Origin of the sequence: Rubricoccus marinus, assembly GCF_002257665.1 — a bacterium.
Classification (GTDB): Bacteria; Bacteroidota; Rhodothermia; order Rhodothermales; family Rubricoccaceae; genus Rubricoccus; species Rubricoccus marinus.
Map to the genome: position 1 here is coordinate 88,353 of NZ_MQWB01000010.1, position 23,179 is coordinate 111,531.

Annotated in this window: 19 protein-coding genes; 13 read left to right on the plus strand and 6 right to left on the minus strand. The window is 64.5% G+C overall.

Annotated elements, in window-relative coordinates:
- Positions 1-6 precede the first annotated feature (6 nt).
- From BSZ36_RS17265 to BSZ36_RS17285, 5 genes are all read right to left on the minus strand, one after another.
- Complete coding sequence (locus BSZ36_RS17265; RefSeq protein WP_094551588.1) at positions 7-624, minus strand: response regulator; 618 nt, start codon at positions 622-624, stop codon at positions 7-9.
- Positions 621-1,763 carry a sensor histidine kinase gene (locus tag BSZ36_RS17270; protein ID WP_094551590.1) on the minus strand — a complete coding sequence of 381 codons (1,143 nt, stop codon included), beginning with the start codon at positions 1,761-1,763 and terminating at the stop codon, positions 621-623. Before BSZ36_RS17270 ends, BSZ36_RS17265 begins: the two co-directional genes overlap by 4 nt.
- Before the next feature lie 3 nt (positions 1,764-1,766).
- Entirely contained in the window at positions 1,767-2,357 is a 591-nt protein-coding gene (locus BSZ36_RS17275; protein ID WP_094551593.1) for a hypothetical protein, read from the minus strand.
- A 116-nt stretch (positions 2,358-2,473) separates the two neighbouring features.
- Positions 2,474-3,085, minus strand: a complete 612-nt coding sequence (locus tag BSZ36_RS17280) for a response regulator (RefSeq protein WP_094551595.1) — start codon at positions 3,083-3,085, stop codon at positions 2,474-2,476.
- Positions 3,082-4,119 carry a sensor histidine kinase gene (locus BSZ36_RS17285; protein WP_179271268.1) on the minus strand — a complete coding sequence of 346 codons (1,038 nt, stop codon included), beginning with the start codon at positions 4,117-4,119 and terminating at the stop codon, positions 3,082-3,084. Before BSZ36_RS17285 ends, BSZ36_RS17280 begins: the two co-directional genes overlap by 4 nt.
- 416 nt (positions 4,120-4,535) lie before the next feature.
- On the opposite strand from BSZ36_RS17285, the gene BSZ36_RS17290 reads away from it, so the two are divergent.
- From BSZ36_RS17290 to BSZ36_RS17350, 13 genes are all read left to right on the plus strand, one after another.
- On the plus strand, positions 4,536-4,952 hold the full coding sequence (locus tag BSZ36_RS17290; RefSeq protein WP_094551599.1) for a YegP family protein: 417 nt from the start codon (positions 4,536-4,538) through the stop codon (positions 4,950-4,952).
- Between the two features lie 120 nt (positions 4,953-5,072).
- Positions 5,073-7,019: a peroxidase family protein gene (locus BSZ36_RS17295; RefSeq protein ID WP_179271269.1), complete on the plus strand. Its 1,947-nt coding sequence runs from the start codon at positions 5,073-5,075 to the stop codon at positions 7,017-7,019.
- A 393-nt stretch (positions 7,020-7,412) separates the two neighbouring features.
- Entirely contained in the window at positions 7,413-9,044 is a 1,632-nt protein-coding gene (locus BSZ36_RS17300) for a S8 family peptidase (RefSeq protein WP_218827744.1), read from the plus strand.
- A 3-nt stretch (positions 9,045-9,047) separates the two neighbouring features.
- Positions 9,048-10,358, plus strand: coding sequence for an alpha/beta fold hydrolase (locus BSZ36_RS19110; protein WP_143536971.1), 1,311 nt, complete (start codon positions 9,048-9,050; stop codon positions 10,356-10,358).
- A gap of 133 nt (positions 10,359-10,491) precedes the next feature.
- Positions 10,492-11,028 carry a toll/interleukin-1 receptor domain-containing protein gene (locus tag BSZ36_RS17310; RefSeq protein WP_094551605.1) on the plus strand — a complete coding sequence of 179 codons (537 nt, stop codon included), beginning with the start codon at positions 10,492-10,494 and terminating at the stop codon, positions 11,026-11,028.
- Between the two features lie 44 nt (positions 11,029-11,072).
- Positions 11,073-11,663 (plus strand): TIR domain-containing protein, encoded by a 591-nt coding sequence (locus BSZ36_RS17315; RefSeq protein ID WP_094551607.1) that lies wholly within the window; start codon positions 11,073-11,075, stop codon positions 11,661-11,663.
- Positions 11,664-11,667: 4 nt separating this feature from the next.
- Positions 11,668-12,840: a Thoeris type III anti-phage system protein ThcB4 gene (locus tag BSZ36_RS17320; RefSeq protein ID WP_094551609.1), complete on the plus strand. Its 1,173-nt coding sequence runs from the start codon at positions 11,668-11,670 to the stop codon at positions 12,838-12,840.
- Positions 12,841-12,851: 11 nt separating this feature from the next.
- Complete coding sequence (locus BSZ36_RS17325) at positions 12,852-13,439, plus strand: Thoeris type III anti-phage system protein ThcA (RefSeq protein ID WP_218827745.1); 588 nt, start codon at positions 12,852-12,854, stop codon at positions 13,437-13,439.
- 22 nt (positions 13,440-13,461) lie between these two features.
- On the plus strand, positions 13,462-14,931 hold the full coding sequence (locus BSZ36_RS17330) for an SEFIR domain-containing protein (protein ID WP_094551611.1): 1,470 nt from the start codon (positions 13,462-13,464) through the stop codon (positions 14,929-14,931).
- A 56-nt stretch (positions 14,932-14,987) separates the two neighbouring features.
- On the plus strand, positions 14,988-16,076 hold the full coding sequence (locus BSZ36_RS17335; protein ID WP_094551613.1) for a type IV toxin-antitoxin system AbiEi family antitoxin: 1,089 nt from the start codon (positions 14,988-14,990) through the stop codon (positions 16,074-16,076).
- Complete coding sequence (locus BSZ36_RS17340; protein WP_179271270.1) at positions 16,073-16,927, plus strand: nucleotidyl transferase AbiEii/AbiGii toxin family protein; 855 nt, start codon at positions 16,073-16,075, stop codon at positions 16,925-16,927. Before BSZ36_RS17335 ends, BSZ36_RS17340 begins: the two co-directional genes overlap by 4 nt.
- Positions 16,924-19,305 carry a Piwi domain-containing protein gene (locus BSZ36_RS17345; protein WP_094551617.1) on the plus strand — a complete coding sequence of 794 codons (2,382 nt, stop codon included), beginning with the start codon at positions 16,924-16,926 and terminating at the stop codon, positions 19,303-19,305. Before BSZ36_RS17340 ends, BSZ36_RS17345 begins: the two co-directional genes overlap by 4 nt.
- Positions 19,306-19,346: 41 nt before the next feature.
- The gene (locus tag BSZ36_RS17350) at positions 19,347-20,573 is read left to right on the plus strand and encodes a PD-(D/E)XK nuclease domain-containing protein (protein WP_143536972.1); all 1,227 of its coding nucleotides are present in this window, start codon (positions 19,347-19,349) and stop codon (positions 20,571-20,573) included.
- Positions 20,574-20,597: 24 nt separating this feature from the next.
- Here BSZ36_RS17350 and BSZ36_RS17355 read toward each other — a convergent pair whose 3' ends face one another.
- Complete coding sequence (locus BSZ36_RS17355) at positions 20,598-23,129, minus strand: DEAD/DEAH box helicase (protein ID WP_094551621.1); 2,532 nt, start codon at positions 23,127-23,129, stop codon at positions 20,598-20,600.
- Positions 23,130-23,179: the final 50 nt, after the last annotated feature.

Here is a 23,179-nt window from a genome sequence, read left to right on the forward strand (position 1 = left end):
ATGTCCTCAGTCGATCCATCCCCGTCGCGCGGCGATTCGCGCCAGCTCGGCGCCCGTCCGGATCCCCAGCTTCGAGAAAACCCGGCCACGGTACGTCGAAACAGTGGAGGGCGCGATTCCGAGTGCGCGTGACGCCTCCTCACGGCTCTCCCCGCGAGCCAAGCACCGAGCGACTTGAATCTCCCGCGGCGTGAGGACCCCTTCGCGTCGCCCCTCTGCGCGCTCGGCCAGCACCTCCGCTAAGTCCGCCGGGATCACGCGCCGACCGCTGGCGGCCCTCCGCACCGCTGCCGGGAGCACGTCGGGCGCCTCGTTCTTATCGACGTACCCCACGCCACCCGCTTGAAGCACCTGGAGCCCGAGCTCGCGCGAGGGGTGCGCGGACAAAACCAGAACGGGGAGGTCCGGCCGTTCCACTCGCAGACGGGCGACGACCTCCAAGCCGCCGAGGCCCGGCATCGAGAGGTCAACGACCGCCACGTCCAACGCGAGCGCGCGCGACAGCGAGAGCGCCTCCTCACCGTTCTCCGCCTCGCCTACCACCTCGATGCCCTCGTCATTGAGCGCCTCGCGTACGCCACGGCGCACAAAGGGGTGATCATCGGCGATAAGAACGCGGATCATTGTGAGGGGGCGCTCGGATCACCAAATGGAAGGGAAATGCCCACCCGCGTGCCCCAACCCGATGACGCGATAACGCTCAGCTCACCTCCCCATACCCGAGCCCGCTCTGTCATCCCTATCAGACCGAGCGCGCCGCACCGGACCTTCTCCGGTTCAAAGCCTTTACCGTCGTCGGTAACAACGATGTCCACCCCTTTTCTCCCACGCGAGAGGCGAACCGCGACGCTAGAGGCGTCGGCGTGCTGAGCCACATTGGTGAGGGCCTCCTGCACGATGCGAAACGCCGCCGTGGCGTGATCCGCTACCAGAAGAGCCTCGGCCGAACACGACAGCGTGGACTCCACCTCGCACGCGACGCCCGTCCTCTCCTCGAACCTCCTGGCGACCTCACGGAGGGCACCCGAAAGGCCCAACTCGTCGAGTTCAGGGGGGCGGAGGTTAGCCGCGAGGTCTCTGACGTTCTGAAGCGCCCGAGCTGCCAGCGTGTCGAACTCTTCCAGCCGGCGATCGAGAATACCGGGGTCCAATAGGTCGAGCCCCCCCGCACGCCGCCGCAGATACCGGGCGTCGAACCGAAGCGCCGTTAGCACCTGTCCGAGGTCGTCGTGGAGGTCGCGCGCAACGCGCGTCCGTTCCGCTTCCCGCTCGGACTGCGCGCGCCCAGCGAGGGCGCGCAGCAAGGCGATCGATCGAACCGCTTCGAGGCGCGCCTGCTCGCGGACCGTCACGTCGAGGGCCACCCCGATAACTCTCGTCAGCTCCCCACTCAAGCTCCCGAAAGAGGGCTCGTACGTGGTCTCGAACGTGCGCTCCCCTGAAGGAGTCGACACCCTCGACGTCGCGACAAACGCCTCGCCGGCCAGCGCACGCCGGACAGCTGTCAGCACCTCGGGAGCGTCCGCGTAGAGCGCGAACACGGAGCGCCCGACGGGATTTGACTCCCGGGACCGCAGCGGCGCACGTCCCGAACCGGTGGATGAGAGGATCACCCCCGCGGGGTCGAGCTCAAAAACGACGACGGGGATCGATCCTGCTACGGCTGATAGCAAGCCGCCTGAGGCCACCGGCGATGTCGGAGCACAAGGGGTGATGCGAGCGGCCGACGGCCACCGATCATGTGAGAGGGCGTGCGATGCCATCGGCTAGCGCAACAGCTTGGGATCGGACGGGGCGATGAGGCGCGCGTCGCCCGCCGCCCGCCCACGGAGTTCGTAGCGGAGCCGGTCGATCCGAACCGCAGCACTCTCTCCACCGGGCACCCAGTCGGTGTGTCCACCCGCTTTGCTCGCGTCGCCAGAGCCATCCCCAGGAACAGCATCGTAGTCGTACTCGATGATCTCCGTGCAGGACGTTGGAGTGCAGTGGGTTTCTCTGTGAACGGAGGTCGGACCGTCCGTCGTCGAGCCCCCATCGGGGGTCTCGTCAGCTTCCTCCGCGTCTCCGAGGAATCTCGAGTACTGCGGCACCCCGCGGGACAGTCCCGTCACTCGCACGACCTCACGGTTGGGGGCCGAGAGGAGAACGTGGTGGCGTCCATCGTTCATCAAAGCGCTCGATAGCCGCACCCTTCCGGCGGTGAACTCGACGCGGTCTCCAGGCTCGAGAGGCAGCGGGTAGAACCGGACGTCAATGGCCCCGGCGCCCAAAGACACGACGGTCGGCTCGGAGATGTCCGGGGAGGCGCAGGCGGCGAAGCCCATGAGTGCGCCGAAAAGCAGCACGAAGCGAGGCATATTCGAGGGGCGGGTGGGACCCTCGCATGTTGCCCGAGCACCGCGGTTGGCACATAGGCGTCCGCTCCCGATTGGGCTGGAGGTTCCTCTACTTCCCCCGGGTCCCGCCGTCGTCGCTACGGCGCGTGGGGGCCGATGCCGTTCTCCCACGCCCACGCCATTGCCTCACGACTCGACGTTGCTCCCACCTTCTCGTATACCCCCGTGAGGGTGTTGCGGACCGTGCTCTCGGAGACGAAGAGCGTGTCCGCGATGTCCGCGTTTGAGAGCCCCTTCGCTAGGAGTCGAAGCATGTCTCGTTCCCGCTCGGTAAGGCTTCCAATCGGGTGCATCGGGTCGTTTGGCACGACGTGCCACCTTCCCTGACCACTCGCCACCGCCTTCACGGCGGCGATTAACTCCTGTTCTGGCGTGTCCTTCGTGATGTACCCCGCAGCTCCGGCATCGAGCATCGCGCGGATGAAACCGCGCCCGTCGTGGGCGGAGAAGGCGAGGATGCGGGCTGAGGAGCCTTTAAGGGCCTGTGCCACGTCTGCACCAGACCGATCCCCGTCGTTGAGGTCCACATCCAGAACGACCACGTCCGGCGATACGGATCGAGCAAAGCGCAGAGCCTCCGTCACACTCGCCGCTTCTGCCACGACCTCGATGCCGGGGTCGGTTTCGAGCGAACGACGTACCCCTGCACGGAGCATGGGGTGGTCATCGACGAGGAGGACACGGATCATGCTGCCAACCGCATTGAGCCGCGCGCCTCCACGGCTCCGATAGGGATCGTGAGCCGTACTTCGGTACCGGACCGACCAGGACCCCGCCCAACCGCAAGCGATCCACTCAGCGCACTCGCGCGCTCCGCCATCCCCGCCAGTCCAAAATGGCCCTCGCGCACAAGTCTGTCTGGAGCACCCGTGCTGAACCGCTCGTCAATCCCCACGCCGTCGTCGCGGATGATGAGCTCGGCCGCGTCGGCCGTGCACTGGACGAACACCCACGCGGTCTGCGCCTGCCCATGCTTGGCTGCGTTCGTGAGCGCTTCCTGCGCAACCCGGTACACCGCCAACTCTGCGCCTGTAGAGAGGTTCAGCCCCTCCGCACGGACGCGCACGGCCAATGGAGTCGGGGCCGTCTCCCAGCGTGCGGCGAGATCCTCCAGGGCTGGGCCTAGGCCGAAGCGGTCAAGAGCAGGGGGGCGGAGAGCCGCCGCGACAGACCGCACCTCTTTGGCTACGCTGCGAAGTCGCTCTCGCAGTTCAGGCGCCGATTCAAAATCCGAACGCGCGAGCAGGGAGAGTTGCTGAAGCGGGCCGTCGTGCAACTCGCGGGCAAGACTCGCCCGCTCAGCCTCGCGCGATTTGGACTCGTACCGTGCGATTTGGCGGTACATCGTCGCCTTGCGACGCGCCGACACCGCCGCGAAGGCGGCAATCGAAAGTAACACTGCCAGAAGCCCTCCACCGATGACTGCTGCCAAGGGAACGTCTTGCTGGAACGTCATCAAAAGGGCTCCCTCGTTAACCCCGATCCCGATGGCGTCCACATCGGCGGCAGCGGCATGCCGCTCTACAATCGAATACAGCGCGCCAATCGTAGTCGTCTCCAAACGGAGTGGGGCGGTTTCGCCACCAGGCGAGAGTTGAATCCATGGATCTGCGCCTGCACTCTCCCATACCTCGTAAAGAAGCGCGTCCGTTCCCGAGCCGTCGAGCCTGTCAACGCGCAGTTCGCCACCCGCGGTCGGTCGGGCTTCTTGAAGAGGATTCATACGTTTAGGGATAGACAGACACATGGTAACCCCATGTAGTTTTCTGACGCTTGGCTACCTCCGTGGAGCACAGGGCGTGCCATCATTCTGGCTCTCGGTGGGTTGAGGAGGCGCCGTGGCGCAATAGAGCGTGGGCTATTTCTAGAGCGGGCTCCAGAAAGATTTGGACTGGGCTCTAGAAAGCCCAGGGGCGGCTGAGTCTAGGCTTGAAGCGCTTTCCCCGAGCCCCTCGATATCCGTCTCACGCAGCCGCTCTTACCCATGTGCAGTAGATCGCGTCTGCTTTGCAATCGCCGCACGCGCTAGAGTTGAAAGGCGGTGAATCACTCTGAGGGCCTCTTTGGCTTCAAACCGGTTGATCCTTCCGTCCCAAGGCTTCACTGCCATGCGGACACCAACATCATTCTTACGACATCATGGCTGGATTCCTCTTTAGAACAAACGCTCTCGGTAAGCACTACTGGATCCTCCGAGACGGGAACAACGAGACCATTGCGGACGCCCAGCAAGGTGATGGTTACGAGAACGAACGCGACGCGAAGCATGGCGCCGACGTGTTCACGAACCTGGGCCACGACGCTCCCCGCCGAGAGATTTCAGAGGGTACCTCAACGGGCGCCAATCCTGAGTTCGAGTACTTCGAGAGCGCCAGGAACAAGCAGTGGTACTGGCGTTTCCGTGCCAAGAACGGCCGCGTGGTCGCCGACGGCTCCGAGGGATACGGCTCTCGCTCCAACGTGACGCGTGCGATCGACAACGTCCAAACCGAGCTCACGAAGCTTCGCGACGTCGGTGGCTCCGAAACTCCACCGAGCGACAGCCCCTACGCCTGAAGACGTGCGGTACCGCATCAGGCCTCGCAGTCGCCCGTCTCAACCGCGAGATGTTGCCTGGGCCGCGTCAGGCCAGGACCAATGCTCCCTAAACCGCTGACCCACGCATCCTCGAACGCTATGCCAACCATTGACCCCAATACTCAGTTCGTACTCCATGGACGCGTCGTCTCCGATGGGAGTGGTGTATCGGGCCTCAGCGTACAGGCGTTCGACTACGACTTCGGCCGCCCTGTAGACGATCTCGGCACCACGACGACCGGTGACGACGGAGCGTTTGAAATTACGTTCCGCCAGAGTGCTGCGGGATCACGGTCCGAGGGCACTCCTGAACCCTTCGTCGTCATCCACGACGCTGAGGGCACCCTTCTCGCGCAGACACGATGGATCCGGCTGGACACTGAGACCACTCTCGATCTTGACGACATCCACGTCGTCGTGAAAAGCCCTGTTGAGGATCCTTCCAGCGCTCCGATAGGGGGTGATCCCGGCGTCACACCCGGAACGGCCCCCGAACCCAAGGACCCATCGTCTAAACCCGGTGGAGCGACCCATCATGGGTCCAAGTCTCGCGACTTCGTCGCACCCCGTTCTCCGTTCTATCGAGGCCCATTCGGTCGACTGTTCCGGGAGTTACCAGCATGGATTCCCCCGGGAGCGACGGACGAAGAAAAGGCCGCTGTCGTCGCGGCCCTCGCTGCGACAATGGTTGAGGAGGAAGGTGATACAGAGACGGGAGACCACCCCAACATCCCTGCGGCCTACACGTACTTCGGGCAGTTCGTCGACCACGACATCACTTTCGATCCAGCGTCCTCTCTTACCAAGCAAAACGACCCGGACCGCCTGATCAACTTTCGGTCCCCCGCCTTCGACCTCGACAACCTGTATGGCGGCGGACCCGACGACGAGCCCTTCCTCTACGACCGAAACAGTCGCGATCACTTCTTAATCGGGAAAGGGCGACGCCAGCGGACCAGCGATGACGGCGCGATCGATCTCGTCGCTCTTCCAAAGACGTCCGAAGATGACCTCCCACGAAACGAGCAGGGGAGAGCCCTCATCGGAGACCCTCGGAACGACGAGAACCTGATTGTTTCGCAACTCCAACTCGCGTTCCTCAAGTTTCACAACGCTACGCTCGATGCAGTCAAGGAGCGGCTTAGTCTAACTGGCCGAGAAGCCTTCTTTCGAGCCCAGCAGATTGTCCGTTGGCATTATCAGTGGATCGTGCTCTTCGACTTTCTCCCCCGGATCGTCGGCGAGGATATGGCTCAGGCCGTTTTGACGCCCCGCGGGGAACGCAAGGACGATGTGGCCCGCGCTGAGGCCAAGCCGTTCACGATCGATCTGCGTCACTACAACCCAAAGGAGTCGGCGTTCATGCCGGTCGAGTTCTCCGCCGCCGCGTACCGGTTTGGTCACAGCCTCGTCCGTGGCGACTACGACCTCAACCGGGTTGTTCGTCGCGTACCCATCTTCAGGCCACCGTCGCAGAACCCGGGGCCTCTGGCGGACCTTCGAGGCGGCCGTCCGCTGCCCGGGCTGTGGTCCTTGGACTGGCGCCGGTTCCTCGATCTTGACGCCGGCACACCCGCTCAGCGTGCCCGCCTCGTCGATACCCGCCTGAGCCGCGGGCTGGCGGCGATCCCCTCCGGTCCAGGCAAGGAGAACCCCCTCGCACTTCTCAACCTCGTACGAGGATGGCGTTTGGGCCTTCCCAGCGGCCAAGCTGTCGCGCAAGCCATGGGCACGACGGTTCTCTCGAACGAGGACCTCGGCCTCGACATCGCTGAGGTGGGACACGAGGCGCCTCTGTGGTTTTACGTCCTGAAGGAGGGAGAACTCCTCCATGATGGTTTGCACATGGGTCCGGTCGGAGGGCGCATCGTCGGCGAGGTTTTCGTTGGCCTAGCAGCCGCAGACTCCTCCAGCTTTCTCAATCAGGCCCCCACCTGGACGCCAGGAACCGCGTTCCCAGACGGGCCGCTCATCGAGCCTCTTGGAGAAGGGTTTCAACTCCGGGACGTCCTCCGCTTCGTCGGCTTGGATGGTGAGCCATTCTAGAGGTTGGGCTTCGGCCTCGATCATATGGTCACAGATCAATGCGAAGTGGCTTGGCGGCTATAGATCCCGTTGGAGCTCGCTTTACCCACCTGATGGTGGCTCAACACATCTCTCTCCGTGTCACTACGCATTCACAAGACCGACCCCAACACGTTTGCATGGCGCCTTGTCGGACCTGAAGGGCGCATCCTAGCGCTATCCACGCACACGTACCACGACTCTGACTCGGCTGCCGAAGACGCTGATCGTTTCAGGCGTCACGGAACAGACGAGACCGGCACCACCGGGGCATTCCGTGTCGAAGGACGCGACGGAGCGTTTCGGTGGTTTTACTCCGACGGCAGTGGCCGCCTTGCTCGGAGTCCGGATCCTCTAGAGTCCGAGGAAGCTGCTGTGGCAGCCTACACGCACGTCCAAACGGTCTTGAAGGGAGAGTCCCGGCCGCGACAAACATCGCAAGGTTTTGACCCGGAGATCCTTAACCATTCGCTCATCACTGTGCCGCTCCTTGAGCGGTTCGAGCAAGGGCGAGCCAACGAGTTGCACCGCGTCATCGTCGAACTCAACCACAACTACAGGCGCGAGCTCAGCGGTGCGCACAAAGATGTTAAAAGGTGGATCAAAGACATCATCAAGAGTCGCACCGGACGGGACGACAACGCATCTGCTACGGCCCCTGCGCCATCGCACCGTCGCGCACGCCTGCTCAAGGCGCAGTCCAAGCTCAGCTACCGATACGTTGTCGCAGATCTCACGCGCGCGATGGTCCGCGAGTTGGTCACCCAAGACGGTGAAAATGCGTCCCAAGCTCCTTCAGAAGTTGTAGAGAACGCGGTCCCACCGGGACGGGCCATCTACCGCGTGTGGCCCGATTTCAAAGTCCGGCCTCTTCTCCACTACAGTGCGCGTACGGTCAAGGCGGATGCCGCACAGAAGGCGTTTGGCGCAGCAGGAAAGGGAGTCGTCTGGGCCGTAGTGGACTCCGGCGTCGATGGTGCTCACCCGCACCTCAAGAGCGCGACGATTCTTCCTGCCGGGTTGGCTCATAAGGACTTCGTCGACACAGAACGCAAGGGCGCCCCGATCGACCCATTCGGTCACGGCTCTCACGTCGCCGGAATCATCGCTGGATCGGTTGCCGACGACACGGTCGACGACGACGAGCGTCCGCTCCACCAACTTCAGCAAGAAGCTGACCCTGACGGCGAGCCTCGCTACCGCGCCCGCCCGGTCGGTGCCATCAGCGGCGTTGCTCCAGACTGCACCGTTCTCAGTGTTCGCGTCCTCGATGCGGATGGCAACGGCCACGCTAGCGACGTTATCGCCGCGCTCCAGTACGTCGGCTCTCTGAACAAAGGAGGGCGGGACCTTCGGGTCCACGGCGTCAACCTCAGCGTCGGCTATGACTTTGACCCGGAGTGGTATGCGTGCGGCCACAGTCCACTCTGCCAGGAGGTAGACCTGCTCGTCCGCTCTGGCGTTGTGGTCGTGGCCGCCGCCGGCAACACAGGCCATGGGACAGCCTACGCAGACGCACGGCAATCAAAAACCGGAATCGACCTCACAATCAACGACCCTGGAAACGCCGAGAAGGCTATTACGGTCGGGTCGACGCACCGCGCGGAGCCTCACCGGTATGGCGTGTCCTACTTCTCATCCAAAGGGCCTACTGGGGACGGCCGTGCCAAGCCAGACCTCGTTGCTCCCGGTGAGCGCGTGCTCTCGTGTGCTGCCGGCAGCAAGCGGGATGCGGCAGAGCGCAAGATCGCCCGCATGGCTTCGCGAGAGGAGGGCCCCAGCGCGTGGCCGACAACCTGCCACTACGTCGCCGATAGCGGCACCAGCATGGCCGCACCTCACGTCTCCGGGGCCATCGCCGCTTTTCTCTCTGTGCGCCGCGAGTTCATCGGCCGGTCCGAAGATGTCAAGGCGCTCTTTCTGCGCACTGCAACTGATTTGGGACGGGATCCCTACTTCCAGGGAGCCGGCCTCGCCGACCTCATGCGCGCACTTCAAGCTGTCTAACCAATGAATCACATCGCCGATTTCCCCTTCTTTCCTCTCCATGTCGACCGCGACGCGCAACTCCTGAAGCCCGAGGAGGAAGCCGCGTTTCTCTCTCATCTCAACGAGTCGCACGTCCAGAACCTTCTTGTACTCTCGCACGGCTGGAACAACGATCTAGAGGAGGCTCGCACGCTTTACTCCGAACTCCTCGCCAACCTTCGCGCCACTCTAGAGGCAGAAGACACGTATGCCTTGGGTGGAAGCACAGCAGTACTCGGTGTGTACTGGCCGTCCAAGCGTTTTGCTCCTCCCTCGAAGATCTCAGGTGGGGCAGCGTCTATCGGTGGCGATGCCTCCTCCGACGATGTACAACGCGCGTTAAACACCCTTGCCGACACGCTGGGTCCAGATGCGGCGGAAGCGCTAAGAAAGGCTGCAGACCTAAGCCTGGATCTCGACGAACGCCAGGTGCAAAACGAGTTCGTCGATGCCATCCGGAAGGCGCTGCCGGACTCTGCGACCGAGGGCTCCGACCCCATTCCGCCCCGTCTCCGATCAGCATCGGGCTTCGAAGTATTAGGCCTGCTAGCCCCGCCTCCTCCGCCACCTCCAGCCTCTGGCGGGACAGGAGGAGCCACCTCCTTCTCGCCGCTATCCGTGCGGGACCCTTCCGGCGGAGCCGCAGGGATTGGCGATACGCTCCGGGGCATCCGCGCCGCCGCCCTTCGGCTCGCAAACCTCACGACTTACTACACCATGAAGGAGCGTGCTGGCAACGTTGGGAAACACGCACTTGCCCCTGTGCTGAATCGCCTTGCTGCCGCACACCCAGCTCTCCGCATTCATCTCTGTGGGCACAGCTTTGGGGGACGCGTCGTGACTGCGGCAGCATCCGCCGTCGCCGAACCTGTAAGCTCGCTCGTGCTGCTCCAGGCAGCTTTCTCTCACAACGGGTTCTCTGCCGACTTCGGGACTGGAAAGCCTGGAGCGTTTCGGAACGTCCTTGATGACCATAAAGTGAGCGGGTCGATCGTCATCACGCATACCTCCAACGACAGGGCGGTGGGGCTCGCGTACCCCCTCGCGTCACGGCTAGCGGGTCAGGCCGCCAGCTCATTCGGTGGTCCCGAGGACCGCTTCGGAGGAATTGGCCGCAACGGCGCTCAGCGCACAGATGAGGCTCAACACCAGCGGTTGCTGCCGACAGGGCAGGCGTACTCGTTCTCCGAAGGGGGGCTCTACAACCTCCGCGCGGATGACCACATCACCGACCATAGCGACGTGACAGGCCGTGAGGTTGCCGCAGCTCTCGTTGCTGCCATGGGCGCTTAAAGGACGCTTGCTCACACCCTTACTGTGTGAGCGGTAAGGTCAGCACGCGGGGAAACCACTCAAGTGCGTCTGTCATGTGACAAAGCGTGGCGCACGAGACGAGATATGTTCGTCGGCTACTCGAAAGAAATCAATGGCATCCTACCTATCCGACACGTCCCTGCGGGCGCGGAGCATCAAGCGCTACGACCCCGACCTCAAGCTGGAGTCGTCGCCGGGCACCTCCTACAGCTCCGTCTTCCTCTCGCACAGCCACCTCGATAAGGATCTCGTCGAAGGGCTCGTGGACCGGCTCGCTCGCCTGGGCGTCCGGGTTTACGTCGACTGGAAGGACGCGACGCTTCCCGCATCGCCGTCACGTGACACCGTCGAGACGATCAAGAAGCAGATCGTCGCCAACGACGTGTTCATGCTCCTCGCCACCGACCGCGCCCTGGAGTCGAAGTGGGTTCCCTGGGAGCTCGGCGTCGCCGACCAGGCGAAGGGCTACGACCGGATCGTCGTGGTCCCCGTCACTCGCAACGGCACATACTTGGGAAGCGAGTACGTCCGGGTGTACCGTCAGCTCCGCGAAGAACTCGGTTCGCTGAAGATCTTCGGCCCCGGCGGCTCCGGGACCGGCTCCGCGGCCAGCAACTACCTGCGTGGCAAGGCGGCAATCTTCGGGTAGACCACGGCCAGACCGCCCCCAATCGCAAGACTACCCCCCAACCAATGCGCCGCACGTTCTTCAGCTTTCATTACGACCGCGACCACTGGCGGGCGTGGCAGGTCCGCAACTCCTGGGTCACGAAAGGGGACCGGGAGTCCAGGGGCTTCTTCGACAGTTCCGTCTTCGAGTCCAAGAAGCGGACGAGCGACGCCGCCCTCAAGGAGTTCCTCCGCACCGGGCTCAAGAACTGCGGAGTGACGTGCGTCCTGGCGGGAAGCCAGACCGCGCACCGCCGCTGGGTCCGCTACGAGCTCGTCCGCAGCTTCATGGCCGGGAAGGGGATTCTCTGCGCCAAGATCCACCGACGTAAGAACAGCGCGGGCGCCGTAGATACCGCCGGTCCCAATCCGCTGGATCAGCTCGCGTTCGTTGTCACTGGCGACCGCATCTCGTTCAAGGAGATGAAGAACGGCACGTGGGTTCCCTACACCGACGCCCCCAGCTTAGCCCGACGAGAGGTCCCGTACGCGCTCGGCAGCAAGACCAACCACACCTTCGCTACCCTGTTTTCGACCTATGACTATGTGACCGAGGACGGGTACAACAACCTCGGCCGCTGGATCGAGACTGCCGCCCGTCAAGCCGGACGCTAACCCCATGCCCGTCCCGTCCCCTTATCAGGTCGTCCTCCTGGGCCAAACGCGCCCGGCCGTCCGCGACGCGCTCCGCAAGACGCTAGTCGCGCGGATGCGCGAGATGGACCTCGACGTGGACGCACACGTCGTCTTCCTCGATGCCTCCGACGCCCGCGCGCTGACCCAGGCTGGTCCGGCCGTCTGCGCCTTTGTTGGGGGCTACAGCTACGACGCGATGGACGCCGCCACCGTCGCCTGGCTCGTGGACGACGCTGTGCTGATACTCCCGCTCGTCGAATCGCTGGACGGGTACAAGAGCCAGGTGCCTAAATCCCTCCGGCCGATCCACGGGAAGGTTCTCTCCGACACGGCCGAGTCTGTCGAGTCCGCCGTCGGCCTCATTATGGAGGGGCTTGGGCTGCTCCGCCGCACCCGACGCCTGTTCATCAGCTACCGGCGCACCGAGGCGTCCGACGCCGCCCACCAGCTCTACGACCTCCTCGACGACCGAGGTTTCGACGTCTTCCTCGACACCCGCAAGGTCCGACCCGGCGACCCGTTCCAGGAAGAGCTTCTCCACCGCCTCAGCGATTCCGACGTTCTCATCATCCTCGACACCGACGGGTTCCTAGAGAGCGAGTGGACGCGGGAGGAACTGGCCCAGGCGCAAGCGATGGCGCTCGGCATCCTCCAGGTCCAGTGGCCTGGCGTCGGCCGTCCCGCCTACGCCGCGCTCTGCACCGTCGTCCCGCTCGACGCCGCCGACCTTGACGGGAAGCGCCTCACCGACGACGCCCTCCACCGGGTCGGGCACCAGACCGAGACGCTCCGCGCGCGGTCCATCGCCGCGCGCTACACCAGCCTCGTCGGGTCCTTCGACGCCATCGCCGAACAAGAGGGGGTCCCATCGACCGTCCAGCCAACTCGGTACCTCGAACTCGCGCCACCTGGGAAGGACCCCGTCGCGGTCATCCCGACGGTCGGCGTCCCCGAGACGCTCTCCTACCAGGACGTCGAGGCGCTGCTCTCTCGCCTCGCCTCGGACGGGGCGGCGGCCCCCTCCCGCGCCGTCATTCTCTACGACCCGGTCCCCGTCCGGCCCCGCTGGAAGCAGCACCTCGACTGGCTCGACGGCCACCTTCCGGTCCAGACCGTCACGGTGTCTGGTGCCGAGGCGTGGCTCCGCTCGCTCTGACCCCGCCTGCGATGCCCGACCTGACCCCCATTTTTCTCTCCGCAAGCGTCCCCGATCCGGATCGCCACCCCCGGTACTTCGAGACCGCCGACTTCGTCGCCATCCGGGAGGCCGTCCGCGCCCTCGCGGCCTTCGTGCTCCCTCGCGCCCGACTCGTGTGGGGCGGCCACCCCGCCATCACGCCGATCATCCGGGCCGTCGCGGAGGCGGTGGACCTCGACGTGCAGGAGCACGTCGTGCTCTACCAGTCCGACTTCTTCCGCGACGTCTTTCCGCAAGACAACGATGCGTTCGCTCGTATCCAAGTCACCGAACGGCTGGCGACACGCGACGAGAGCCTGCGGCTGATGCGCGACGAGATGCTCGGGGCCTACCCATTCTCGACGGCCCTCTTCATTGGGGGCATGGAGGGAGTCGAGGACGAGGCCGAGCTGTTCCTCCGGCGCCACCCCCACGCCGCTTTCGTCCCCGTCGCGACAACCGGGGCAGCCGCGCGCATCCTCTACGACCGACACGCCGCCCGCCTACGTCTGTCCGACGCTCTCGCTGACCAATACGCCTACGGTGCGCTTTTCCGCGACCTCGTCCGCCTAGGCTAACGCGAGTAGTCACCCGCACCCAATGTCTGACGCCGACGACCGCCCCCAGGGACCGCGCACGTTCCTCTCTTACAGTTGGAGCAGCCCAGAGCACGAGGACTGGGTGCTCCGTCTCGCAGGCGACCTCGTAGACCTCGACGTCGACGTCGTCCTCGACAAGTGGGACCTTCAAGATGGCGACGACCCGTTCCCGTTCATGGAGCGAATCGTCACCGATCCCGACCTGAAAAAGGTCGTCCTGATCTGCGACCGCGAGTACGTCCGCAAGGCCGACGCCCGCGAGGGCGGGGTCGGCGCCGAAGCTCAGATCCTCACCCCGGAACTGTACCGGGCCGCCCAGGCTGATCCCGAAGCCCCCGGTCACGAGAAGGCCGAAACGCGCAAATTCGTTGCCGTCGTCCGCGAGCCTGCTCCTCCTTGGGAGCGCTCGGCGCCCGCCTTCTACGGCGGCCGAATCCACATCGACATGGCCGACGACGAGGGCTATGGTGACGCCCTCACCCGCCTCTCGCGCTGGATCTACGACAAGCCGCTCCATGTGCGGCCCCCGCGCGGCAAGGCCCCCGCCTTCGTTACTGACGGTGACGCCCCGAGTACCAGCACGTCCGTTCGCCAGCGCCACGCGATAAAGGCCCTCCGCGAAGGCCGCCGCGAGGCGGATGGGGCCGTCGACGACTACTTCGAGACGCTCGCCGGGAACCTGCCCCGCTTCGACCTCGACCCCGAGGATGACCGCCCGACCCAGGCCGCCGTCGTGGAGCGTGCAGACCAGCTTCGACCCGTCCGGGACGAGGTGCTCGATGTCGTCAAGGCGCTCGTCCGCTACCGGCCGGAGCCTGAGGGGTGGGAGCCGGTCCACCTGTTCTTCCAGCGGTGCCTCCCTCTGCTGGACCCGCTCGTGCTCAACTCCCGAGTCAACACGTGGTCCCGCGACCACTTCCGTCTCGTCGTTCCCGAGCTGTTCCTCTACGCCCTCGCCGCGCTCCTCCAGCGGCGCCGGTACGAGAACGCGGCGTACATGCTCTCCGAGCCGTTCACGCTCCCCGAGAGCGGCCGAGGCAGCGGGCTTGTGCCGTTCACATACCTCCAGCAGGGGTCGGAGGCTCTCCAGCGGCATTATCAGGACCAAAACGAGCGGTGGATCAGTTATCAGGGGACATGGATCCACGGCCGCGCCGACTCCACGGGCGTTCCCTTCGATGCCGTCATGCAGGCGGATCTCGTCCTGGCCCTCCGCGCTGAAGAAAGTGACTTCGGCTACTGGTGGCCGAGTACGCTCGTGTACAAAGAGCGGCGGCCTGGGCCGTTCGACGTGTTTGCCCGGTCCGCCTCGGCGGAGCACTTCGAGCGCTTGATGCCCGTGCTCGGCGTCTCCTCCGCCGAAGAACTCCGCCAGCGAGCGGACGGGATGGGCCGAGACGGTTGGATTCACGACCACCACGTCCACGTCCCCGGTCTCATCGGCAGTGAGCACCTCGCGTCGCAACCCTAAGCACTCGTTTTCACTGCAAGAGTCATTTTCACCGAGCGGTGAAGTAGCTTGCCAGGGTGAAAGAACATGAACTCGCCTCCACGATCCTGAGCCGCCTTGGCGCCCTCCTGAGCCAGGTGCCGTCGGTGCGCTCGGTCGATTCTCAGCCCGAGGCACTAGGCGGAGAGGCAGGACGCGCCGACGGCGCTCTCGCGGTCACGCTCGTTGGGGGCGCGGTCCACACACTCGTCGTCGAGGCCAAGGGCAACGCCCAGCCACGCAACGTGCGCGACGCCGCCCGCAGGCTCACGGCCCACATCAACGCGCTCCGCTCGGACGGCGTGCCCCACCCGTCGGCCATCTTGGGCGCTCCCTACGTCTCGGAGCGGTCCGCCGCCGTCCTCGCAGAGCATGGCGTCGGCCACCTCGACCTCGCCGGAAACGCCCGCCTCGCCTTCGGCCCCGTCTACGTCGAGCGGTCCGGTCTCGCCAACCCCCACGCCGTCGAGCGCCCGTACACCTCGCTCTTCGCGCCCAAAACCTCGCGTGTCGCCCGCGCCCTCCTCGCCCACCCCGCCCGCGTCTGGCGACTCCAAGAACTCGCCGACGAACTCGACGTCAGCCTCGGCCTCGTCGCCAAGGCCAAGGCCTCACTCCTCGACGGCGAGTACGCCCGAGACTCGCCCGACGGGCTCGCTCTCGCCGACCCCAACGGCCTCCTCAACGCTTGGCTCGCCGCCGACCGTCGCCGACCGAAGCCTCGTGGCTACTACTCGCTCGACTCTGTCTCGGAGGCCGAGCGCCGCATCGCGGACGCCGCTCGGGCCTCGGGCGCCCGCGCTGCGCTCACGTCATTCTCTGGCGCTGAGCGTGTCGCTCCCCACGTCCGTTACTCCCACGCCAGCATCCTCATCGAGGCAGACGCGCTGAAGGACGTCGCTGAGCGTGCAGGTCTCAGGCCCGTGGAGACAGGCGCGAACGTCCGGCTCCACGAGCCCTACGACAACGGCGCCTTCTACGGTGCCCATGATGTCGATGGTGTACCAGTCGTTCACCCGGTCCAGCTCGTCCTTGACCTAGCACGTGAGAAGGGAAGGGGAGAGGAGGCCGCCGACTTCCTCCGCCGCCACGCTCTCGCGCCCGCCTGGGCCGACCTCCGCCGTTGAAGACGACCGAATTCGACTACCCCTCCCGCGCCGTCGAAGCCACACGCCGCGTGCTCTTGGAACTGGCGCGCGTGCTCGGTGAGTATGGCGACCACATCGTCTTAGTCGGCGGCTGGGTCCCCGAACTTCTCGCTCCCGGCGCAGGCCACGTCGGCTCGACCGACGTTGACCTCGCGCTCGACCACGTCGCGCTCTCGGACACGGGCTACGCCCGCCTCCGCGACCTCCTGGAGAACGCGGGCTACCGGAACGACCCCGACCCAGCCCGCCAGTTCGTGTTCTACCGCGACGTGACTCTCGGCGACGGCGGCACGCCGGACCCCGTTGTCGTCGAACTCGACCTCCTCGCGGCCGAGTACGGCGGGACGGGCCGGAACCGCCGCTCCCAGGCGGTGCAGGGCACGCGCCCGCGCAAAGCCAGGGGCGCTGACTTGGCTTTCGAGCGAGATCTCACGGTCGAGGTCGCCCTCGACGGTGCCCTACCTGACGGGCGCCTTGCCCGCTCTCAAATTCGTGTGGCTGGTCCCGTCCCGTTCCTCGTCACCAAGGCCGCTGCCCTCGCCCTCCGCGACAAGCCGAAGGACGCCTACGACGTCTGGTTTCTTCTCCGCCACCACCCGGCAGGCCTCGACGGACTGGCGGCGGCCATCGCCGAGCAGGCAGGCCACGGCCTCGTGCAAGAAGCCCTCGGCCGTCTCGGCGACGCTTTCGCATCTGTCGACCACCACGGCCCCGTCGACGTTGCCGGCTTCCTCAGCCTCAATCCGGGCACAGACGAGTACGATCAGGTCCGGCAGGATGCGTTCCAGCGCGTAGCGACTCTCCTCTCGCGAATCGATCCCACGTCATGAGCATTATCCTCAACGCAGCCCCCCTCTCGTTCGACCGCGACACGATCGACATCGGCTACCTCCCGGACGAGGGTAAGGAGGCCTCCGCAGCCCTACGTGAGGAGTACAGAGACACCCACGTATTCCGCTTTGACCGTCGAGAGGGCCTGATCGCCAACGTCGGCGTTGCCGGGGCGGCCCCTCTCGGAGATACTAAAGCCCAGCGGCTCGACGAAAATCTCTACCTCGCGAGTCGAGTAATCCAGAGCCAGATCGTCTCGTGGCTCAAAGGGCGCTACACCGTCCTCCGCCGCCGCAACCCCGTCATCTTCTGGGCCTCTGCTCAGCGTCACCAACTCCTAAGTAGGGCCGTCCAAGATGTCGCCCAAAAGCGAAACGCGGAAATCAGTCCGCTCTCCGGTTTGGACGTGTACGTCCGGTTCCGGCTCGACACCCGCCTGCTCTACCCAAAGGGCAACAAACCGACACCGTACCTCGGCCTCCTAATCGACCTCAATACGTCCAACGTGATGGACATCCCCGTCAGCGAGTTGATGAGCCGGGGGCTAGATCCGCGTGGGATGTACGTGGGGCAGCGTTCGAAGGAACGAGACGACTTCCTGCTCCCCCGATTCGAGACGCTCGGTCGTGTCCGAGACGTGCGAGACGGACGCCTCCTCCTCACAGACCAGAAGCAGGGAGATGGTGACAGCGGCGGCCTTGCCGAACAGATCGAGGCGAGGTCGGCTCTCGTTGAGCCCCGGTCCGAGAACCTAGCCGCCGCGATTCACACCGTCTACGGTCGAGACGCACGTGCCATCGGGGACCGGTTGCACACGCTCAGGCGCTCTTATGCGACCGCCACGGGGCAACTGGGTCATCTGGAGGACACCCTCGCAGGCCTACGAGACCACGTTGCGCTGAACGTGGGTGGGGCGACCGCCCGCGTCGGAGATTTCCTCGAACGTGGAGACGGCCTCTTTCCCCTTATGATCTCGACGAGTCGCCCGACGTGCCTGTTCGGACCTCAAGGGCGAAAGACCGGGCAACACCCTGATGATGGTGTCAGCAAGTACGGGCCGTTCCAGTACATGCTGCACGAGGCGAACGAGCCCCTCGTCGTCGTCGTCTGCGAGGCGAGCGAGCGCGTCCGCGTCGAGCAGTTCGTCGACGAACTTCGAGACGGGTTCCCCACCTCGGAATGGGAGGGGGCAACCAAGAACGCCCAGGTCCGCCGCGAGAACCCATATGCGGGAGGGCTCCTCGGCAAGTACCACCTCCGGCGAGTGAGGTACGAGTACGAGGAGATGCCGGACGGGCGACCGGAGACGTACCGTGCTGCTATCGGGCGAGTCCTCGGGAGGCTCCCGAGGCGCCCTGACCTCGCTATTGTCCAAACCAGGACCGAATACAGGGGACTCAAGGGGGACGCCAATCCCTATTTCGTTGCGAAGTCCGAGTTCATGACGAAGGGGGTCCCGGTCCAGGCCGTCACGTCGGAGAAGGTCGAGGCCGCACCACGGCAGATCCCGTACATCCTCAATAATGTCGGGCTCGCTTCCTACGCTAAGCTCGGCGGCACGCCGTGGGTCATCAGCACCCGCAACCCCAGCAGCCGTGAGGTCGTCATCGGCATCGGGTACACCGAGTCGTTCGAGCGCCGCCTCGGCCCCCGCAAGCGGTACGTGGGCATCACCACCTTCTTCCAGGGCAATGGGCGCTACCTCGCGTGGGACGTCACGCGAGAAGTCGAATTCGAGGGGTACGCCGAGGCCCTTCTCGACAGCCTCCGCAACACCATCCGCTATGTCGAGACGGAGAACGAGTGGGAGCCGGGCGATCGCGTCCGCCTTGTGTTCCACGTCTACAAACCGCTGAAACGGACCGAGATCGAGGCGGTCCGGGGCGTCGTTGATGACCTCCTGCAGGACCGGTACGCAGTGGAGTTTGCGTTCCTCAACCTTACCACCTTCCACGCATTTCGGCTCTTCGACCCCGACAAGGCGGGCGTCCCGTACTACCCCCCGGGCCGTCGGGGGAAAGTCATGAAAGGCCCCGGCGTCCCCGATAGAGGGCTGTGCTTCCAACTCGATCCCCGGACTGCGCTTCTCCAACTCGTCGGACCCCGCGAGTTGAAGACCGACCTCGACGGTGCCCCCGAGCCCATGCTCATCGAGATCCATCCGGACTCGGATGTCGACGACCTCACCTACCTCGTCCGCCAGGTCTTCCACTTCTCCTTCCTCTCGTGGCGGAGCTTCTTCCCATCGGGAGAGCCTGTGACCATCCTCTACTCGCGGTGGATCGCTCAGCGGCTCGCCGACCTCCGGCCCGTCACGGGCTGGGACCCCGGCGCCGTCACGCTCGGGGCACTGCGAGGCAGCAAGTGGTTCTTATGAGCTCCCAATCCGAGTCGCCGCCGGGTCCCCCACCCGACGCCTTGGTTGACCCCATCGCAGACCGGAGGCAGATCTTGCGTGCCGTCGTGGAGGGGGGCTTCGAGGGGGCCAGCCGCCAGTCCCACGGTTTGGTGCTCCGGCTCCTCCACATGTCGCTGCCCCCAGACGACCTGCTCCGGAGACCGTTCGATACGGATGGGGCCGTGAGCGCACTCTCCTACGAGGGCTACCCTCCGATTGCCTACCTCGGGTTTGCGATCGGTGCGGGTGCAGCGGATGCTCAGGCGAAGGCGCAGTTCGCGGAGAGGCTCCGGAGTATGATCGAGCGGGACGGGACGATCCTCTCAGCCCTGATCGCCGACGATGCGGCCTTGCTTGGCGTCGCCGACGGCCTCTCTTCCCTCGAAGGCGAGGCCTCCAGTGACCTCGCTGTGGGCCTCGCGAACGCGGCGTCTGCGGCGTCTGGAATGGGCCGTCTCCGAGCCCTCGCGCTTGACTTGATCGAACCAAGGGGGCGACTGTCGGTCCGTGTTGGTACAGACTCCTTGAACGCAGCCACGACGGACCTCGCGCTTCGCCGACCATGGCCGCGCGCCTACGAGAGCGTGCCCCCTCTTGCGAACGACGAGCGCGTACGTCTCCTTGCCCGTGTGGTATCGGAGCCTGCCCCAGGTCCCGGTGACCTCGAGCGCGCTTCCGCGTGGCTCGTCGCGCTTGACTCGCTCGTCTCAGAGGCCGCTAGCGGAGCGGTGCCGACGACGCGCGACGTGGTCAGGCTGCTCAACCGTACACAGGGGGCAATGAAGAGGTGGGTATGGGAGGAAAAGCCCCGGCGGAGCGGGACTGCCCCAGCTCGGTGGCTCATTGACAACGAGTACCACGTGCAGGACTTCCTCTACGCTGTCTTGTACCCGCTGTTTGGGGCCGAAGTGCTCGAGGAGCAGTACATCAAGGGGTTCGGCTTTACCCAGCCCCGGTACGACCTGTCCATAGAAGACCTCTCTCTCATCATTGAGGTCAAATTTGCCCGCACCAAGAAGGATTTCAACAAGTTCGAAGAGCAGATCGCGGGGGACCTGGGTCTCTACTTCGGGCCACAAAGTCCCTACGAGGCCCTCGTCGCCTACGTCTACGACGACTGCAATACCCATTACCCTGAGCTGTACGACGCATTCCGAGACGCGCTTCTCAAACGCGACGACCGAATTGTAGATGTCGTCGTCGTCCGCCGACCGAGCATGATTCCGAGCCGGTCCGCCAGAGGCTGACGTCAAATACAACCCCACCGGCGCTCACGACCGGGGCTGGAGCTTCGGGGGCCGGAAGCAGTCACGGAAAAGGTTGTCTATATCCAACTGGTGAGTATCGAGCCACTCCTGCACACGGAGTTCCGTGACGGACCCCGGCTCACTCGTGGAGAACTCGGCAAAGAACGCCCGCACTTTCTCCACGAGACGCCGCAGTCCTCGTTTCGTGATGACACTCACGTCGTGGGTGAAGGCGCCCGCACTTTCGAGCTGATGCGTTGGGTGGACCATTAAATAGACCGCGCTCCGCCCTTCGTAGTGCCTCTCGAACCAAGCGCAGGAACGGTTCATCTGTTCGGCTTCCCGTTTGTTGATAGCCGTCCTTCCGAGGAGAACCTCGCTCTTGCACTCGATCACGGCATAGGCCCCCGCTCGGAGAGCCCACAGGTTGTCCGGTCCTTCTTTCCACTCCTTGTCAGGCCGTTGGGAAGAGAGACCGAGTGCGTTGGCGAGGTCGTCCAGGGCCGCCTCGAACGGCTCCGCACGCACACCGAAGACGATGTCGGCCAACAGGCTCTCAACGGCCACACGCAACCCCTCCCGTGTCCCCTGCCCGTCAGCCCACGCGAGAATGGCGACCGCTCGGCTTTGGTTGATCGCCGTGAGCGATTCGACGACCATCCCAGTGCTCGGCTTCAGCAGGTATGTGTTCTTCTTGTGCGCAATGATCTGCATTTTGTTTGACTCGACGCGCTCACGCGGGTACAGGTAACGGGCAATCTGCTGGAGGTACCACCCCCGCGAGAACTCGTCGGCCACGTGCTCGTCGATCAACGCTTGGGTCGTTTGGCAGGCACCGGCTACGTCCCCACTGCGGTACAGACGTTCCGCCTCGGCTTCGATCGAGAACACGTCGAGGGACCTGTCATCGCGATCCTCGGATTGAGCCTCGTCCATCTGCTCAGCGTAGTACGCCTTCCACGCCTCGTCCCGGCTCAGGCACTGCTGGCCCAGGCTGGCAAACGCCTCGGCGGGGTCCGTCCCGTCCCTGATCTCGTCCTGGGCAAACTCGGCCACCTTCATTCCGATCTCAATCTGATCCCGCGTCTGCGACGACAGGTACTGCCGGGCCCTCGGCAGGCGGACGCTCTTCACCAAGTCCGGCCCAGTAAAAACGATGACACAGTAGTCTTTTTCTCCTCGAACGGCCCGCCCCATCCCCTGCTCAATCTTTTGAGCCGTCCGGATGAGCGACGACTCGCTCCCAGGGCGGCAAGACTCCTCGTACTGTACAGCGAGGCTCTCCGCCTGGGGGGCCGAGTCCAACACCAGGACGCGGCACGTGGCGTCGGGAAGGTCAACCCCATCGTATCTGTTGGCGAGGGCGAGCGTGGTTTCGTACTTCCCCTCTCGGACTTTCCTGACCTCGCTTTCAATGGTTGCCGTCTGAGGAACGGTCGCGCCGTACTTCTCCCACACGAGCGTCTTGCTGAAGCTTGGGGCAACAGCTACGACTCCGTAGGACCGATGCGCGTCCGGTTTTGCGAACCGCCTGACGACGTAGTCACGGTCGAGAGAGGGGTCGATCAATGACGGGATCAGGATCATCTTTTCGCCCGACCAACGCTCGCCTTCGTACGTGAGCGGACTCCGGACTACCTCCGGTGACAGTCCCAAACCTTGGACGAGGAAGGCGTCGTTCGCGAGCGTAGCCGACATGAACACGCGGCGCTCCGCTCGCGCGTAGGTGCCAAACCGGTCAAGGGGGGGGACGTGCGGAATGATTTCCAGATGGCTCCCGGAAATCACACAGGCGCACTCCTCGATCTCGTCCTTGATGAGTGGCCAGGCAAACTTTACATCTTTCGATTTAGCATGATTGGCACGTGCGAGAATATCGACCACCTCATCTCGACGGTCTCGCCAGGCCCAATAGGGTACAGGCAGAAATGCGCCGACGTCCCCGCTCTGGATGTCTGCAAAGGTGCCAGCCCCCTGCTGCTTCAACGGTTCCTCGAAGAGATGAACGATCTCCTGGTAGGCCCCCTGCTCGCGGGAAAGCGTAATCTGCACGGCGCTGCGGACCGCGTCAATGCAAGCATGGGCGTCGTCGAGGAGGACCGTCCCGGCCTCCTCAGAGTCCGAGTCTAGACCAAACCGAGTGAGTCCGTTGAAGAGCTTCTGGACGGAGGTGACGAGAATCGCCTCGCTGCTCGAGAACTCGACTGGAACTTCAGGGGTAGCTGTACACACCCGAATCCCGAACTGACGGGCCTGCTCGCAAGTCTGTGATGCTAAGAAGTTGTTCGGGCACAGGTAAACCGCTGGCCCTGACCCTTCGTTGAGACGGGCTTGGAGCATGAGCAACCCAATCAGCGTCTTGCCCTGCCCGGTGTGGAGCTTGACAATCAGATCCTTTTCGTCTCGGCGATTCGAGTGCCAGTCCGATAGAATCGCTGTTTGAGCCGGTCGCAAAGGACCCTTGTCGCTCGCGCGGTCTAGGGTGTCGTAGAGCTGAATGGGGTCTACAGGACGGTTGTGAGCCGCTTTCTGAAGACGTTTGCTGAAGTCAACCAAGGGAGGGCGCGGAGATTGTGACTGAGACGCGGCCTTTAAGGTCGCACCCC

Bases quoted from the DNA above. Each gene is read 5' to 3' on its own strand.
- BSZ36_RS17265 (WP_094551588.1), bottom strand. From the start codon at position 624: ATGATCCGCGTTCTTATCGCCGATGATCACCCCTTTGTGCGCCGTGGC.
- BSZ36_RS17270 (WP_094551590.1), bottom strand. From the start codon at position 1,763: ATGGCATCGCACGCCCTCTCACATGATCGGTGGCCGTCGGCCGCTCGC.
- BSZ36_RS17275 (WP_094551593.1), bottom strand. From the start codon at position 2,357: ATGCCTCGCTTCGTGCTGCTTTTCGGCGCACTCATGGGCTTCGCCGCC.
- BSZ36_RS17280 (WP_094551595.1), bottom strand. From the start codon at position 3,085: ATGATCCGTGTCCTCCTCGTCGATGACCACCCCATGCTCCGTGCAGGG.
- BSZ36_RS17285 (WP_179271268.1), bottom strand. From the start codon at position 4,119: ATGAATCCTCTTCAAGAAGCCCGACCGACCGCGGGTGGCGAACTGCGC.
- BSZ36_RS17290 (WP_094551599.1), top strand. From the start codon at position 4,536: ATGGCTGGATTCCTCTTTAGAACAAACGCTCTCGGTAAGCACTACTGG.
- BSZ36_RS17295 (WP_179271269.1), top strand. From the start codon at position 5,073: ATGCCAACCATTGACCCCAATACTCAGTTCGTACTCCATGGACGCGTC.
- BSZ36_RS19110 (WP_143536971.1), top strand. From the start codon at position 9,048: ATGAATCACATCGCCGATTTCCCCTTCTTTCCTCTCCATGTCGACCGC.
- BSZ36_RS17310 (WP_094551605.1), top strand. From the start codon at position 10,492: ATGGCATCCTACCTATCCGACACGTCCCTGCGGGCGCGGAGCATCAAG.
- BSZ36_RS17315 (WP_094551607.1), top strand. From the start codon at position 11,073: ATGCGCCGCACGTTCTTCAGCTTTCATTACGACCGCGACCACTGGCGG.
- BSZ36_RS17320 (WP_094551609.1), top strand. From the start codon at position 11,668: ATGCCCGTCCCGTCCCCTTATCAGGTCGTCCTCCTGGGCCAAACGCGC.
- BSZ36_RS17325 (WP_218827745.1), top strand. From the start codon at position 12,852: ATGCCCGACCTGACCCCCATTTTTCTCTCCGCAAGCGTCCCCGATCCG.
- BSZ36_RS17330 (WP_094551611.1), top strand. From the start codon at position 13,462: ATGTCTGACGCCGACGACCGCCCCCAGGGACCGCGCACGTTCCTCTCT.
- BSZ36_RS17345 (WP_094551617.1), top strand. From the start codon at position 16,924: ATGAGCATTATCCTCAACGCAGCCCCCCTCTCGTTCGACCGCGACACG.